The 14,350-nt window shown below is 41.9% G+C and carries 16 protein-coding genes; 9 read left to right on the forward strand and 7 right to left on the reverse strand.

The features are described 5' to 3' along the window. Positions 1–5 precede the first annotated feature (5 nt). Positions 6–536 carry a TIGR03546 family protein gene (locus WKV44_03165; GenBank protein ID MEM5947537.1) on the reverse strand — a complete coding sequence of 177 codons (531 nt, stop codon included), beginning with the start codon at positions 534–536 and terminating at the stop codon, positions 6–8. Between the two features lie 187 nt (positions 537–723). Between WKV44_03165 and WKV44_03170 the strand changes: the two genes are divergently transcribed. After that, positions 724–1,452: a TIGR00266 family protein gene (locus WKV44_03170; protein MEM5947538.1), complete on the forward strand. Its 729-nt coding sequence runs from the start codon at positions 724–726 to the stop codon at positions 1,450–1,452. Between the two features lie 209 nt (positions 1,453–1,661). Here WKV44_03170 and WKV44_03175 read toward each other — a convergent pair whose 3' ends face one another. The 6 genes from WKV44_03175 to WKV44_03200 are packed head-to-tail and all read right to left on the reverse strand — an operon-like array spanning position 1,662 to position 7,454. Continuing rightward, positions 1,662–2,825 carry a hypothetical protein gene (locus WKV44_03175; GenBank protein MEM5947539.1) on the reverse strand — a complete coding sequence of 388 codons (1,164 nt, stop codon included), beginning with the start codon at positions 2,823–2,825 and terminating at the stop codon, positions 1,662–1,664. Beyond that, complete coding sequence (locus WKV44_03180; GenBank protein MEM5947540.1) at positions 2,819–3,556, reverse strand: outer membrane lipoprotein-sorting protein; 738 nt, start codon at positions 3,554–3,556, stop codon at positions 2,819–2,821. Before WKV44_03180 ends, WKV44_03175 begins: the two co-directional genes overlap by 7 nt. A gap of 8 nt (positions 3,557–3,564) precedes the next feature. Next, positions 3,565–4,815: an FtsX-like permease family protein gene (locus WKV44_03185; protein MEM5947541.1), complete on the reverse strand. Its 1,251-nt coding sequence runs from the start codon at positions 4,813–4,815 to the stop codon at positions 3,565–3,567. Positions 4,816–4,823: 8 nt separating this feature from the next. Continuing rightward, on the reverse strand, positions 4,824–6,089 hold the full coding sequence (locus WKV44_03190; GenBank protein ID MEM5947542.1) for an FtsX-like permease family protein: 1,266 nt from the start codon (positions 6,087–6,089) through the stop codon (positions 4,824–4,826). A 2-nt stretch (positions 6,090–6,091) separates the two neighbouring features. Further along, positions 6,092–6,775, reverse strand: a complete 684-nt coding sequence (locus tag WKV44_03195; protein ID MEM5947543.1) for an ABC transporter ATP-binding protein — start codon at positions 6,773–6,775, stop codon at positions 6,092–6,094. Beyond that, a complete protein-coding gene (locus WKV44_03200) occupies positions 6,762–7,454 on the reverse strand; it encodes a TetR/AcrR family transcriptional regulator (GenBank protein ID MEM5947544.1) in 693 nt (230 codons plus the stop codon). The genes WKV44_03195 and WKV44_03200 overlap by 14 nt, the downstream gene beginning before the upstream one ends. A gap of 263 nt (positions 7,455–7,717) precedes the next feature. On the opposite strand from WKV44_03200, the gene panB reads away from it, so the two are divergent. From panB to WKV44_03240, 8 genes are all read left to right on the forward strand, one after another. Continuing rightward, positions 7,718–8,506 carry a 3-methyl-2-oxobutanoate hydroxymethyltransferase gene (panB, locus tag WKV44_03205; GenBank protein MEM5947545.1) on the forward strand — a complete coding sequence of 263 codons (789 nt, stop codon included), beginning with the start codon at positions 7,718–7,720 and terminating at the stop codon, positions 8,504–8,506. Between the two features lie 2 nt (positions 8,507–8,508). Beyond that, positions 8,509–9,066: a flavoprotein gene (locus WKV44_03210; GenBank protein MEM5947546.1), complete on the forward strand. Its 558-nt coding sequence runs from the start codon at positions 8,509–8,511 to the stop codon at positions 9,064–9,066. Next, on the forward strand, positions 9,063–9,764 hold the full coding sequence (locus WKV44_03215) for a phosphopantothenoylcysteine decarboxylase (GenBank protein MEM5947547.1): 702 nt from the start codon (positions 9,063–9,065) through the stop codon (positions 9,762–9,764). The genes WKV44_03210 and WKV44_03215 overlap by 4 nt, the downstream gene beginning before the upstream one ends. Before the next feature lie 7 nt (positions 9,765–9,771). Continuing rightward, entirely contained in the window at positions 9,772–10,128 is a 357-nt protein-coding gene (gene panD, locus WKV44_03220; GenBank protein MEM5947548.1) for an aspartate 1-decarboxylase, read from the forward strand. A 483-nt stretch (positions 10,129–10,611) separates the two neighbouring features. Continuing rightward, positions 10,612–10,887, forward strand: a complete 276-nt coding sequence (locus WKV44_03225; GenBank protein ID MEM5947549.1) for a hypothetical protein — start codon at positions 10,612–10,614, stop codon at positions 10,885–10,887. Between the two features lie 278 nt (positions 10,888–11,165). Beyond that, positions 11,166–12,461, forward strand: a complete 1,296-nt coding sequence (locus WKV44_03230) for an extracellular solute-binding protein (protein MEM5947550.1) — start codon at positions 11,166–11,168, stop codon at positions 12,459–12,461. A 47-nt stretch (positions 12,462–12,508) separates the two neighbouring features. Next, positions 12,509–13,390 carry a carbohydrate ABC transporter permease gene (locus WKV44_03235; GenBank protein ID MEM5947551.1) on the forward strand — a complete coding sequence of 294 codons (882 nt, stop codon included), beginning with the start codon at positions 12,509–12,511 and terminating at the stop codon, positions 13,388–13,390. A gap of 10 nt (positions 13,391–13,400) precedes the next feature. Further along, positions 13,401–14,315, forward strand: a complete 915-nt coding sequence (locus WKV44_03240; GenBank protein MEM5947552.1) for a sugar ABC transporter permease — start codon at positions 13,401–13,403, stop codon at positions 14,313–14,315. Positions 14,316–14,350: the final 35 nt, after the last annotated feature.

A 14,350-nucleotide genomic window follows, 5' to 3' on the forward strand; every position in this document is an offset into this window, starting at 1 on the left:
TTCTCCTACACACCCGCAAAACGCGAAAAAACAGACACAGCTGCTCTGAGCTTTGCAACAACAGGAATCCTGATAAGAGCCTTGTAGAACTTGCTTTCTATTATGGCAGGCACAACACGCATCCTATAGAACGGAACAAAACCCCTGACTACAAAAAAGACAGGCAAAAACATTGCAATTGACAGAATAAATCCTCCCAAAACCAGAGTATTATTAAAATTGCTAAGTGGTATGAGCGGAAGATTGTACAAAAACGTCCAAAAATCATAAAGCAAAGGTGCAGTAAGAACAGCAAATCCTATTGCATCCACAACAGGCACAATAAGAGCAGCGAGCAGTCTTCCAACAAAAATAAAGAGCACCAGCATCCCGTGGTGCTGTCTGATGAATACAGCAACAACAAGCAGCAAAACCCACAGCAGATTACCCGTAGGCACAAGTCCCAGCATAAGCCCCCATGCTGCGCCCAGAGCAATCTGTTCTTTTTTTACATTGGTATTAAAAGCCACGATAACCCTTGCAATAGCCTTAATCATACCAATAAGTTTAAACCTCAAGGACACAGAAATACAAGCAAAAAACAAAAAACCGAACGGCGTAAAGCGCACCAAACAGAAAAAATAAAAGAAAAGGCGCTTTACGCCTGCCTGCGGCATACACTAGAAAAATACATACGCTTTACTTTTAATAATAATACTGTATACTGCCTTTATGGAGGGAAAAATGGCAGATATAATAGATTATGAGATCTTTGGGGATGACATGCAGATTGTTGAGATTACCCTTGATCCGGGAGAAGCTGTAAGAGCGGAGGCCGGCGCAATGATGTACATGGATGAGGGGATTGTCATGCAGACTAAAATGGACGGAGGAATTTGGGGCGGTTTCAAAAGGATGCTGACGGGAGAAAGCTTTTTTATCACTAATTTTATCAATGAGAGTAATAAAATAAAAAAAGTAGCTTTTGCTGCTCCATATCCGGGAAAGGTTGTAGCTCTTGACCTTGCACAGTTTGGAGGAAGCTTCATCTGTCAAAAGGATTCCTATCTTTGCTCAGCATACGGCGTAGACATAGATGTTGTTTTTACCAAGAGGCTAGGTGCAGGCTTTTTTGGAGGCGAGGGTTTTATATTGCAGAAACTTTCTGGAGATGGACTTGCTTTTGTCCATGCTGGCGGCACTATCATAAAAAAAGAGCTTGCAAGCGGAGAAACCCTCAGGGTTGATACCGGATGTGTTGTTGCCATGCAACCTGGTGTTGACTATGATATCAGGTTTGTAAGCGGTTTTAAGAACGCTCTTTTTGGGGGAGAAGGGCTTTTCCTCACAACACTGACTGGTCCTGGTCTTGTCTATCTGCAGAGCCTTCCAATATCCAGGCTTGCTGACAGAATCGCATCTGCTGCAATATCCAGAAAAGGACAGGGGGGAGGAGGATTTCCTCTTGACTGAGAGAAGATGTGTTGTTGTGCGTACGAGGGGCGGCCTGTAGTATTTTATTGTTTGGTAATTGCTTAACCCATATGGGCTGTTGATAAGTTTGAGATTCTGCGTTTTTTGCAGGGAGGAAGCCTTGTTTTCTGCCGTATATATATGCCGCAGGCAGGAGGGAGCGCGTCTTTTTACTTTATAGGTGCGCTCCCGACGTTCGGTATATGATTTTAGAATGTATAGCGTAGTCCTGCCGCAAGGCCTATGCCTGCGGGTTTGTCGATGGAGTATGTGTCTGATTTTTCCCCTGCTTGGGCGGAGAAGAAAGCATAGATGTGTAGGTTCTGAGACAGGTTAAAGTCTGTGCCTGTTATTATGAGTGCGGAGAGGTCTATGGGGCTTGTTATGGAGCGAAGTATAAAGCTGAGTCTGTCTGTGGGGGCTATTATGGCTTCTTGGTAGATTTGTAGCCCGTATTTTGTGCTGCCTGCGTTGTAGGTCTCTTCTTGCCAGCTTGCAGATGGGATTATTAGTGCTTCCAGTCTTAGGGAGATGGTTTCTCCTATTTCTATGGGGTTAAGAAAAAATATTCCGCAGGAGATGGCAAGGTTGTTGTATAGTTGTATGGAGTCATCTTTTACTGATGTTGATGCGCTTATGTATATGTCGCCCAGTAGATTTCCCTGCAGGGTAATGGCCGGGGTGTGGGTTTTTTCTGAGGGATTGTATAAATAAGAAAGTTCTGTAGACAGTTGTCCGAGCTTGAAGTAGGTTCTGATTGCAGGGATGCTTTTTTCTGGTGATGGGAAGATTGTTGCGGGAGAGTGTGAGCTGTCCATGCCTTTTTCTGGTATTATCAGAAGTTGTTCTATAAAACTGTATTTGCTCAGTGGTAAATACAGGGATTGGTACCAGGCTGTGTCTTCTCTTACTGATGTTCCCACTGCAAGAAGATTTGAGGATTGTGATATGGAGGAAAAGGCCGTGTTGCCGGAGTTAAAGAGTGCTCCGCTTCCCCAGCTTATGGCGTTTTTTCCTGCTGATATACGGATGTCGTATTCTTCTGTTACGGGGATTTTTGCTTTGATATAGGCGTAGTGGATGGAAATGCTGCTTATTGGCTGACCAGTGAGGTTTTGTTCATATGTGACTGGATTGGTGGATACAAGTTGACCGCTTTCTGCTTTTATTGCAAAGCGGGCTTTTACATCTTTATTGCCTCGTGAGGAGAAGTCAATCTCACCGGAAGATGTGGAAAATAGTCCCCAGTCCGAATCCGCAAGCCGTATACCAAAGACAGAGCTGTCCAGTATTATTTTGTGACTTTCTTCTGCGGATAAAAAAAAGCAAAAGAGGAGCAATAGTGCTCCTCCTGCTACTTTCTGTTTTACCATGTGAGTTCCTCCAGCGAGAACAAATCGTCATCCAGTTTTATATCAACTTCTATGTCAGAGGAAAAAAATTCTGTAGAAGATTCTTTTTTTAGGACGTCGCGGAAGATGTAGTGAGTAGGAATATAATGTCCTTTTATTTCTTTTATTTCCTTTATTTCCACTTCTTTTAAGAGTTTTCCTGATAGGGCAAAGTATTGGGCTTTGAGCCCGACAAATCGTTCTTTATCTACCAGTATTTTTTGCATGGGATATGCCACATTGTTTTTCTTGGCTTTGAGGCTGAGGATATAGCATGTTCTGCCGTTATATTCTTCTTCTCCTTCTATGGTGGCGTTAAACTTATCAAGGAGGTCTTTACCTCCTGTAAGGTCTTCGTAAGATATATCGGAGCCGGCAATGGAATCTCTAAGTGCGGAGCCTTGCAGCCTTATGAGTTCTTCTGCATCTGGATAATAGAGATATATTTCGTCTTTTGTTCTGAGTATCTTCTGGCCTTCTTCATCAAGGCTTGTAAACTCAAGAAGTGTTTCTCCTTCTCCTCTTGCATAGACTATAAATGTTTTTTCGCGTTTTCCAAATCTGTCTTCTATTATCATTTTTCCTTTTGCTTTATATGTGGAAAAGGTCTGGTTTTCTTCCATTTTTTCTAGGATATCCTGTGGTGTTATTGCTGCAACAGAAAAAGAAGCAATAAAAAAGAGTGCAAAATAAAAGATATTTTTGTGTTTCATGGTTCCTCCTATATAGTCCTGAGTGCATGTATGGGGTCTAGCTTAGCTGCTTTTCTTGAAGGGAAGAATGATGCAAGGGATGCAACTGCAACTGAGAATACAAATACCTGGATGTATGTCTTGGTATTGGGTGTTATGTATATTATTGTGGATATTGGCCAGTCCATTCCTGCAAAGACTTCGCTGTAATCTATGCCATATGAGCTCAGGGGTATGGAAGCTATTGCTCCAAGGGCTACGCCTATTACGGAGCCTATTATAGCAAGATAAAATGCCTCTGCAAAAAAGAGTCTCACAAGCTGTTTGCCTTCCATACCCAGAGCACTCATGGTTCCTATTTCTTTCATTCTCTCATATATGACCATCATTGTTGTGTTGATTATGACTGTGCTGCCTAAAACAAGGAATAGTATGCCAATAAAGTTGTATACCTGTTCTGCCATACCTATTATGGAATAGAGGGTGGGAATGTCTTCCCATTTTGTAGCTTTTACACTGCCGTACTCTCCCTGCTTTATGAGATTTTCTATTTCTGGGATTATGCTGTCTTCTTTTATCTTTTCTTTGAGCAGTATTATTATCTCTGATGCTCCTTTATATGCTGTATCCGTGGGTTTTCTCATCCTCAAAAAGTACTGTCCTGTGTCCAGGGGGATAAAAAAGCCTTTTTCCATTCCGGAGAAAGCTGGTTTTATGATTCCTGTTATAGTAAATGTCATGGCATTGCTTGCGTAACTTGCTGTTCTTGCAAGCAGAGTGATTTTATCTCCTACTTTTTTTGCCAGATTTTTTGCTAGGACAGGGCCAATGGCTATTTCTTTCTTGCCGCTTTGAGGGAGTCTACCTTCTATAATGGATTCCTGAAGCTTTGCTATGTTTTTTTCTCTGTCCATGTCTATTGCTTTTCCGTATGTAGCTGTAAGCTCATCGTTTTGTTTTACCATGGCAGGAAAGGCTATTCTTGCGGCAGCAGCCTTTACTCCGTCTATTTTTTCTATTTTTTCTACAAGTTTGTTTGCATTCTCTATCTTAAGATGAAGTGGCGAGAGATGTTCGTACTTGTCAAAGTCCACATGTCTTACCCTTATTTGTCCTGTGAAAAATCTAAAGAGGTTGTCTCTCATATCGGTTTTAAACCAGTCAATCAGGCCAAAAAGAAGGACTATCGACATGGAAGCTATCGCTATTGCTGCAACGGACAATACACTTCTTCTTTTATTTCTAAATATGTTTCTCCATGCTATTTCCCTTATTTTCATAAGTCCTCCTATTGATAGCGCAAGCAGTCCACAATGCTTTTTTTAAATGCTCTGCGTACTGGAAATATTGCGACTACTGTTGCAAGTATGCTTCCCATAAAGAATGCTTGTATAAAGCTTGTTATATCCCATGTGCCTTTAAATGCACCTGCAACTCTGTAGCCTATGTCCATCTTTCTTGTCAGAAAGCTGTAGTCAATGCCGTAATTTACCAGCCATATGTTGGTTGGTATGCTTATGAGTACTCCTATTGCAGCGCCTATTAGTCCTATCCCTGCTGCTTCTATAATAAAGGATAGCCCTATCTGTTTGTTGCTCATTCCCATAGCTCTCATCATTCCTATCTCTCTGAATCTCTCATATATGGACATTAGCATTGTGTTTGATATTCCTACCGCTGCTATTACAAAGAGGAAGATTAGGACAACCTTGGTGCCCCCCTGTTTTGCTTGTGCGAGAGATACAAAGCTGGGAGCAAGTTCTTGCCATGTGGCAACATGCAGATTTGGATGCTTTTCTGTTATATAGTTTTTTAATCTTTTTGTTTCTTTTTCCTGGTTTGCCAGCTCCGAGAAGTTTATTATGATTGCTGCTGCGCTTTCTCCCATCTCCAGGTCTCGATCTGCTATTTTCTTGGGTATGTAGATACCTGTTCTGTTTATTACCGGGTTGTTGGTGTTTACTATTCCTTTTACCACAAGGTCCAGGGTCTGGCTGGCTCCGTACTTGGTTCTTGTAGATATTGTTATGGGGTAGCCGACTTTTGCTCCTATATCTTCTGCAAGCCATGCTCCCATTATTATGCCGTCTTCTTCTTCGGAATTGGATAGCCATGAACCTTCTGTTATGTTTTTGTTGAGGCTAAATACCTTTGTGTCTTTATCCGGGTCTATTGCTATTATCCTTACCTGCATAGAGCCGTTCTCCGGATATGGGTCCTTATATACTACTATGTCTCCTATGAATTCTGTTCTTGTGGTTGCTCTGAATCCCTGTTCTTGTAGCTCTTTTATTAGTGCTTGCGGATTTTCTATGGATTCTTTTAGAGGGAGCTTTTCTCTCTCTGCCCAATAATTCTCTGTGTATACTCTGGCGGCTCCTGTCTCGTACTCTATTAGGTTTCTCTGTGATTCTACTTCTGCTCCTTTTAGGATGGAGTCTGCAACGATAAATATAAGTATTCCCACTGCTATGGCAGATGCGGTTATTATTGTTCTTCTTGTGTATCGTGTGAGGTTCTTAAAAGAAAGCAATATTATTTTTTTTATTTTCATATTTACCTCCGTGTATCGCTCTGTACAAGGCCGTCATGCAGCATTATCAGTCTGCTTGCATGTTCCATGACCATGGGGTCGTGTGTGGAAAATATGAAGGTTGTGCCATATTTTTGGTTGAGGTTTTGCATGAGGTCTATTATTGCTTCTCCTGTTGCAGAATCCAGGTTAGCGGTAGGTTCGTCTGCCAATACGAGGATGGGGTTTTTTACAAGTGCCCGTGCTACTGCTACTCTCTGCTGCTGGCCTCCTGATAATTGGGAGGGTTTTCTGTTTTCCATGCCTTCTAACCCTACGTCTTTTAGTATCTTCATTGTTCTTTCTTTTATTTCTTTGTCGGGCAGGTTGAGCAGGTCAAGGGAAAAGGCTATGTTTTCGTATGCTGTAAGTACTGGGATAAGGTTGAATGTCTGGAAAACAAAGCCTATTTTCTCTCTTCTAAAAAGTGCTCTCTGTCTTTTGTCCATGGTAGATACGTCTACACCGTCTATCTTGAGCTCTCCTTCGTCTGCCGAATCAAGTGTGCCCAGTATGTTGAGTATTGTTGTCTTGCCCGAGCCGGATGGTCCTGCAATAGATACAAACTCTCCGGCTTCTATTGCTATGCTGACTCCCTTGAGAGCTTTTACTACGGTTTCTCCTGTGTGGTATTCTTTCTTTATGCCTTTTGCCTCAGCTATTGCCATGTTTTTCTCCTTGTACAAGATATTTTTTTGCGGCGGATATAAACTCATCCGTCCTAAAGTCTAGACTGCCTTCCTGCAGTCCCAGTATGCGCTCGTATGCATACTGATAGCTGTCCATGAGTTCTATTAGTTTTTGCTCGTACTCAGGGTTTTTTGCCAGACCAAGTAGATATTCTGCTACTTCAGTGGTGATTGCAAGGGATAGTGTTATGATAAATCTTGCTGCGTTGCTTGGATTCATCCTGCCTATGTCAAATGTTCCTTCTTTTTGTCCTTGTATTATGTATTCTTTATAAAAAGGCAGGGTTTTTTTGTATGTCAATTCTTCCAGTTTTTTCCTCATTGTGAGACTTGCAGGGTTTAGCCAAGTTTTTAGTGTTTCTATTATTACGGGGAGTCTGTCCAGCTTGTATTGTGTTGCCTTGTTGGTTATTCTTTTTGTTTTTTCCAGTATGCTTAGGCTGTCGTCTTCCAATATTTGTTTTAACTGCTGCAGGCTTTCTTCTGCCATAAGTTCTACTATTGTTTCTAGAAGTTCTTCTTTTGATTTAAAGTGATGATAAAATGTGCCTTTTGCTATGCCTGTGTTTCTTATGATTTCTTCTATGGATACTGTGTCGTAGCCTTTTGTTAAGAATAGGTTGGTGGCTGTGTTTATTATTTTTTCTTTTGTTGTCATTTTTTTTCTCTCGACCGACGGTCAGTCTATTTGATATGTTAGTGCTGTTTTGCATATAAGTCAAGTTTTTTTGTTTTCTTTATTAATCTTTTTACGATTTTCTTGTAAAATATTGGAAGTTGCTGTTTCCTTTTTTTGATTTTTGCTTTTGCCGGAGGCAGGCCGTCCGCAGCTTGCTGCGGTAAGGCCGTTCGGTATTGTTTATTGTGCTTTATTCTATTTTTTTGCTTTGTTATATTAGTGTTAGTGTTTTTGGAGGGTTTGTGACTGTACGTGGTTTTATTTCTGCTAAGAATAAGAGAAAGCTTTCTATGTTGACTTGCTATGATGCGTCTTTTGCTCGGTTGCTCAATGATACGGATGTGGATTGTCTCCTTGTTGGTGATAGTCTTGCTATGGTCGTTTACGGTTATGATACTACTGTACATGCTACTGTGGAGATGATGGCGAGGCATACAGAGGCTGTACGTCGCGGTGCCCCTGATAAGATGATTGTTGCAGATATGCCGTTTTTGTCTGTGCAGCAGGGTGCTGCGGAGGCGGTTAGGGCGGCGGGTGCGCTTGTGCGTGCAGGTGCGGATGCTGTCAAGGTTGAGGGCTACCGTGGTTATGAGGATGCGATTGCAGCTGTTATTTCTGCGGGGATTCCTGTTATGGGACATTTGGGGCTTACTCCTCAGTTTTATCATGTCTTTGGCGGTTTTAAGGTCCAGGGACGGGATGAGGCTTCTAGGCGTCATATTCTTGAGGGTGCTCATGTTTTGCAGGATTTGGGTGTTTTTTCTATTGTTCTGGAGTGCATTCCTTCTCCTCTTGCAAAGGCTGTGACAAAAGAAATTAGGGTTCCCACTATAGGGATTGGTGCAGGACCAGATACGGATGGTCAGGTGCTTGTATTATATGATCTTGCGGCGTTTGTGTCGGATAAACCGCTCAGGTTTGTGAGGCGTTATGCGGAGCTTGGTGCAGAGCTCAGGGATGCTGTCAATCGCTATGTAGATGATGTGCAGTCAGGGGCTTTTCCTTCCTTGTCAGAGAGTTTTGAGGAGTAGTTATGAGCGATGCTTCTGAGAATAAAAAAAATATTCTTATACATATGACGGGCTCCATTGCCTGCTACAAGGCGGCAGCTCTTGCTTCTATGCTTGTAAAGTCAGGTTATGGGGTGCAGGTGACTGCTACTGAGTCGGCTCTCAAATTTATAGGCGAGGCCACTTTTGAGGGACTTACGAGACGACCTGTTATTACTGACACCTTTGGTGGTAAACCGGATTTTATCCCGCACATAAGTCTTGCTCAGGATTGGGCTGACTTGTTGCTTGTATATCCCGCAAGTGCCAACTGTATTGCGCGGATGGCTGCGGGCTTTGCTGATGATATCTTCGGTGCCATTTTTCTTGCCAATAATTTTAAAAAACCTGTATGGCTTGCCCCTGCTATGAATACTCAGATGTTTCTACATCCTGCCACTCAAAGAAATATGAAGATTTTGGAAGAATGGGGGGTTAAGATTTTTTCTCCCGTAGAGGGTGTGCTTGCCTGTGGTACTGTTGGGACCGGCAGGCTTGCGGAGCCAGAGGATATGTTTTTCCGGATAAAGGAGGAATTGTGAAGATTCTTGTAACAGGTGGAGGCTGTAAGGAGTACATAGATGATATACGGGCCATAGTTAACCGCTCGTCAGGCACAACATCCAGTGTGATAGCAGAAACACTGAGCTCTGCAGGGCATGAGGTTACTGCTATGATAGGTGTGGCAGAGAGACTGCCTGTAGGTGTGCGCCTTATAAGGTTTTCCGGCTTTGATAATCTTGCTTCTGAAATGGAAAAAGAACTCACAAAATCTCATTATGATGTTGTAATACATGCTGCTGCTGTAAGCGACTACAAGCCAGCAGGCGTCTTTAGAGAAACAGGCAGGACTACTGAACATGGCGGGGTCGTCAAACTTGAGCTTATGCCGGAAGGCATGCAAAAAAAACTGGATTCAGGAAAGATCCTTTGGCTAAAGCTCGAACCCACTGACAAGCTTATAGCACGCATCAAGCACTGGGCACCGGACAGCCTTCTTATAGGCTTTAAGCTTACAAGCGGTGCGGGAAAAGACGAGATAGCCATTTCTGTTGCAAGAATAATGGACAGTGGTGCTGACCTTGTGGTACACAATGACATAGAAGAAATAGAAAACATGGGTGTACGCGCTCACATCTGGAAAAAAGGCGAAGAACCTGTGTCTGTTGACAGCAATACGCAACTTGCTGAGCAGCTTCTAGACATGATAACTGACTGGGAAATAGAAAAACAACTGTGAGGACGAGATGAGAATAGAAGTCTTAAAATCCAAAATACACAAAGCAACAGTGACAGAAACACGGATAGACTACCACGGCTCAATCTCCATAGACCCTGAGCTGTACAGAAAAGCCGGCTTCTTCCCGCACGAGAAAGTTGATGTCTTTAACATCAACAACGGGGCTCGTTTTACGACCTACATAATAGACGGAAAAAAAGGCGAAATATGCATCAACGGAGCGGCAGCCCGCCTTGCCGAGCCTGGCGATCGCGTGATAATAGTCTCATATGCAAGCATAAGCCCGGAAGAGGCAGAAAACTGGCATCCTACAGTGGCTCTTATGGATGATAAAAACAATATAGAAGAAATAATAAAAACCTGATACCGAACGCACAGCCCGCTGCGCGGTCAGTGCTGCCACCAGGCGTAAGAAGATAAGTCCCAAAAACATAGCTATCATAATAAGAAATCAGGTTTTGATAAAATAATTATAGCTAAAATTCTCTACACTATGAAATAACTTAAGTAGATTATCATTCACAATAAAAAGATCTTTTTGTAAATCTATCTCTACAGTTTTTGTTGCAATCATATATCTTAAAATTTTTATTAAAAGTATTTTTTCATATAGACTATACTTTATAACTAGTAATAGTTTTAAAAGGTGAGAAATGACTCATTATTTTCCAATAGAAATAAAAGGTTGATTTGATGAAGTTGTAGAGAAGGTCTCCAGGGCACTCAAGGTGGAGGTTCTTAAAAAAGAGGGCTAAGAATTGTGATGGTGAGAGATTGAGTAAATGATGCTCCTGCACTGGCTACTGCGGATGTTGGTATAGCTATCAGGGCAGGAACGGACGCAGCTGTGGAGACAGCTGATGTAATTCTGGTCAGAAGTAATCCTTCTGATGTTGCATCTATCTTTACTCTTGCTAAAGCTGCATACAGGAAAATGGTCCAAAATCTGCTCTGGGCAACTGGGTATAATGTACTTGCCATTCCTCTTGCTGCCGGAGTTTTGGCTTCCTTGGGGATTATTCTCAGTCCTGCCATGGTCGCGGTACTTATGTCCCTGAGTACGGTAGTGGGGTGTATGTATGCTGTAGATAAATACGTTGTGTGTTCTCTGTTTGATTTGTAGAATATGACTAGTTTTGTGAGCAATAATTTTTAAGCAGATATGTCCTGTCCATATCCTGTGCTGTTTGTACTTCTGCCGCAGGCAGGCTTTGCCGTGTTTATGGCTCTGCGCTTCTTGTTTTTGCACGGCAAAGCCGTTCGAACTAAGATTGTTAAAAAAAAAGCTTGCATGTGTAAAAAAATCGTGTTAATATTTTAACGTTAAAACAGGCTGCGCTCCTGTTTTAGTATCCCGTATGTATTACGGTATTTTATTTTAACGTTAAAAGAGGTGATCCTATGAAGAGGTTTGTTGCTTTTTTTATTGTTCTTTTGCTGTGTTCTGTTTACTTGTTTGCAGGACCTCAGGCAGAAGGTTCTTCCGGCTCTGTCCTTCCTTTTGATCCGGAGAAGATCTACGATTTGCGTATAGGTCTTTTTCCGGATCTTTCTACTTCTTATCCTAAGGATTGGGTATCCGATGAGTTTAAAAAGATGTATCCCAACATCAATCTTGAAGTTGTAGAAGGTGATTGGGACGGTCATCATGACAGACTGGTTTCTGTTATTGCAGCTGGTGAGGGCGCATGTGATATAGAAGCTATTGATGAGGGCTTCTTGGGACAGCTTAAGGGTGGTTTTGTTGATTTGTATGCGGAGCCTTTTAATGCGGCGTCTGTTACGGATAAGATTGTTGCATATGGTATCAATAATGGCACTAAGGATGGAAGACTTATTGCTGTTCCTGTTGATACTTCTCCTGTTGTTCTCTTCTATCGTAAGGATGTTGCAGATGAGGTTGGAGTGAGCTTTGAAAATCTCTCTTCTTATCGTGATTTTATTGAGATAGGCAAAAAGGTTGTAAAAGATACAAATGGTGATGGCGAGATGGACCGCTTTCTTTTTGCAAATGCTCTTGAGTTTTCTCTTATTCCTCTCAACAACGGTGTAGGCTGCTGGGTGGATGAGCAGGGTAGAGTTATGGAGCCCAGGGAGAAATTTATAGAACTCCTTAATCTTGTAAAAGAGGCTGCGGATGCCGGTGTTTGTGCAAATCTAGAAGAGTGGAGCGACCCGTGGGCTGCTGCATATGGCAACGGCACTGTTGTTGCACGTATGGAAGGTGCATGGTTTGAAGGTTCTCTCAACAGCTGGATGGCTCCCGACCTTTCTGGCAAATGGCGTGTAACTTATCTGCCGGGAAATGCCAAGGTTAATGCTGGTGGAACTTATCTCGGTGTCCCCTCTCAGACTTCTGTTGAGAATCAGGCTGCTGCATGGGAGGTAATAAAGTTTCTCACTACCATGGAGTCTGCTCAGGGAAGACATCTCAAAGAGATAGGGGCATTTCCTGTTCTCAAGTCTCTCTATGATTCTCCCATAATGGGCGAGTCTGTAGAGTATTTTGGTGGACAGGCAGCGCACAAAGTTGCTGCAGACGTTGCAAAGCAGATTCCTGTGCTCAATCCCGGAGAATATGACCAGGCTGCACGGGGCATATGGCAGAATGTTGTTGCCAATGTAATAGCAGGTACCATGACAGTAGAAGAGGCTTATGAGTCTGCTAAGCAGAACATAGAAGCTCTTATGGATTAAGTTTTGCGGGCAGCCTGATTTTGGCTGCCCCTCTTACGGAGGAATGTATGGATATGACAGATAGTGCTGTGCTTGCAAGTAGAAGGAATAGTGGAGGAGAGTTTTCCCTGCTAAAGCCAGGTAGAATCCTTACCTATATTGTGCTAGTTCTGTTGGCTTTGGCTTTTGCCTTTCCCTTTTATTATGTTTTTGTTCTTGCATCATGGCCAAATGATAATATATTTGTCTGGCCGCCGCATCTTTTGCCTGGCCCTGCTTTTGTTGATAATTATCATGCACTCTTTGAGCAGGTTGATTTTTACAGAAATCTCTTTAACAGTGCTGCTATCGCAACCCTTGCAACAGTGACAATAATCTTTTTCTGCACTATGGGTGGTGCTGCTTTTGCATTGTATGAGCTTAAAGGAAAGAAAACTCTTTTTAGTCTGATGCTTCTTACTTATATGATTCCAGGCTCGCTAAGTATCGTGCCTTTTTTTAAGATTATCAATGTTCTTGGATGGTATAATACCTGGCTGCCCATGATAATCCCAGGGATGGCCAATGCCTTTGGAATCTTTCTTATGACCCAGTATATCAAGCCTGCTGTTCCCATAGACCTTATGGATGCTGCACGTATAGACGGGATGAGTGAGTTTGGTATATTGCTCAAGATTATCTTTCCTCTTGCAAAGAGCGGTATTTCTGTTCTTGGTATTCTTACGTTTATAGGTTCCTGGAATACTTTTTTATTTGCATACATCATGCTTCCCGACGAAAAATTGACTACTTTTCCTGTTGTCCTTGCAAAGCTTTTTAGCAAAACAAGTGGTGGTTACGGTGCCCTGATGGTTGGTAATGCGATAGCTCTGATACCACTTATCATTGTTTTGCTTTTTTTCTCCAAACAGATTATAGCAGGGATAACAGAGGGAAGCCTCAAAGGATAGGAGTTGTGTTATGAAAAAAATAAACTTTACAAAGTTGACGCCCTATTTTTATGTGGCTCCCTTTTTTATACTTTTTGCTGTTTTTGGTATTTTCCCGCTATTTTATTCCATAGTACTTTCTTTTTTCAAATGGACTCCATCCGGGCCAGAAAAATTTGTGGGTTTTGCCAATTATATAAGGTATTTTACCAAGGACCCATACTTTGGCCGTTCTGTCTATAATACGATTTTACTGCTTTTTACTGGTTCTTATGTCCAGCATCTTTTTGCTCTTCCTCTAGCCATTATGCTTAACCAGAAGTTTGTTAAAGGGAGGGATGTTCTCAAAACCATTTATTTTATCCCCAATATAACCAGTGCGGTTGTTGTTACAATTATTTTTTCTATGCTTTTTGATGAGAAGTTTGGTTTTGTCAATTATATCATGGAAACATGGTTTGGACTTCCTGAGATACACTGGTTGTCTTCCAGTCCCGGGATAAAGGCTACTGTTTCTATCATTCTTAACTGGAAGTATATAGGTTTTTACACTATTTTGTATCTTGCAGGCTTGCAGGCTATTCCTTCTGAGTTATACGAATCCGCTCATATGGATGGAGCAAATGTATGGCAGCAGCATCTAAAGATAACCATTCCTCTGCTTTTGCCTGTTATCTTTTTTGCTCTATCTATTTCTACAATAAATGGATTACAGCTTTTTGATGAGCCATTTATTCTTACAGGTCAGTACAGCAGGATGGGGGGGGTTGACAACGGAGGCCTTACAACAACTTTTTATCTTATGTTTCTTGGCTTTAGGCTAGGACGTTTTGGCCGTGCAAGTGCTGTTGCCTGGTTGCAGTTTTTTATAATTCTCGGTTTTACGGTTGTGTTAAGACTTATTATCAACAAATTTGATTATACTATTGAGAAGAAAGAAAAATAGAGAGCATTTGCTTGATATAATTTACAGGAGTTTTT

The organism is Spirochaetia bacterium 38H-sp, from assembly GCA_039023545.1.
Taxonomy (GTDB): domain Bacteria; phylum Spirochaetota; class Spirochaetia; order Winmispirales; family Winmispiraceae; genus Rarispira; species Rarispira pelagica.

Coding starts and splice junctions, on each gene's coding strand:
- WKV44_03235 (MEM5947551.1), top strand. CDS start 12,509: ATGGATATGACAGATAGTGCTGTGCTTGCAAGTAGAAGGAATAGTGGA.
- panD (MEM5947548.1), top strand. CDS start 9,772: ATGAGAATAGAAGTCTTAAAATCCAAAATACACAAAGCAACAGTGACA.
- WKV44_03180 (MEM5947540.1), bottom strand. CDS start 3,556: ATGAAACACAAAAATATCTTTTATTTTGCACTCTTTTTTATTGCTTCT.
- WKV44_03210 (MEM5947546.1), top strand. CDS start 8,509: ATGAGCGATGCTTCTGAGAATAAAAAAAATATTCTTATACATATGACG.
- WKV44_03195 (MEM5947543.1), bottom strand. CDS start 6,775: ATGGCAATAGCTGAGGCAAAAGGCATAAAGAAAGAATACCACACAGGA.
- WKV44_03170 (MEM5947538.1), top strand. CDS start 724: ATGGCAGATATAATAGATTATGAGATCTTTGGGGATGACATGCAGATT.
- WKV44_03200 (MEM5947544.1), bottom strand. CDS start 7,454: ATGACAACAAAAGAAAAAATAATAAACACAGCCACCAACCTATTCTTA.
- WKV44_03190 (MEM5947542.1), bottom strand. CDS start 6,089: ATGAAAATAAAAAAAATAATATTGCTTTCTTTTAAGAACCTCACACGA.
- WKV44_03230 (MEM5947550.1), top strand. CDS start 11,166: ATGAAGAGGTTTGTTGCTTTTTTTATTGTTCTTTTGCTGTGTTCTGTT.
- WKV44_03165 (MEM5947537.1), bottom strand. CDS start 536: ATGATTAAGGCTATTGCAAGGGTTATCGTGGCTTTTAATACCAATGTA.
- WKV44_03185 (MEM5947541.1), bottom strand. CDS start 4,815: ATGAAAATAAGGGAAATAGCATGGAGAAACATATTTAGAAATAAAAGA.
- WKV44_03240 (MEM5947552.1), top strand. CDS start 13,401: ATGAAAAAAATAAACTTTACAAAGTTGACGCCCTATTTTTATGTGGCT.
- WKV44_03175 (MEM5947539.1), bottom strand. CDS start 2,825: ATGGTAAAACAGAAAGTAGCAGGAGGAGCACTATTGCTCCTCTTTTGC.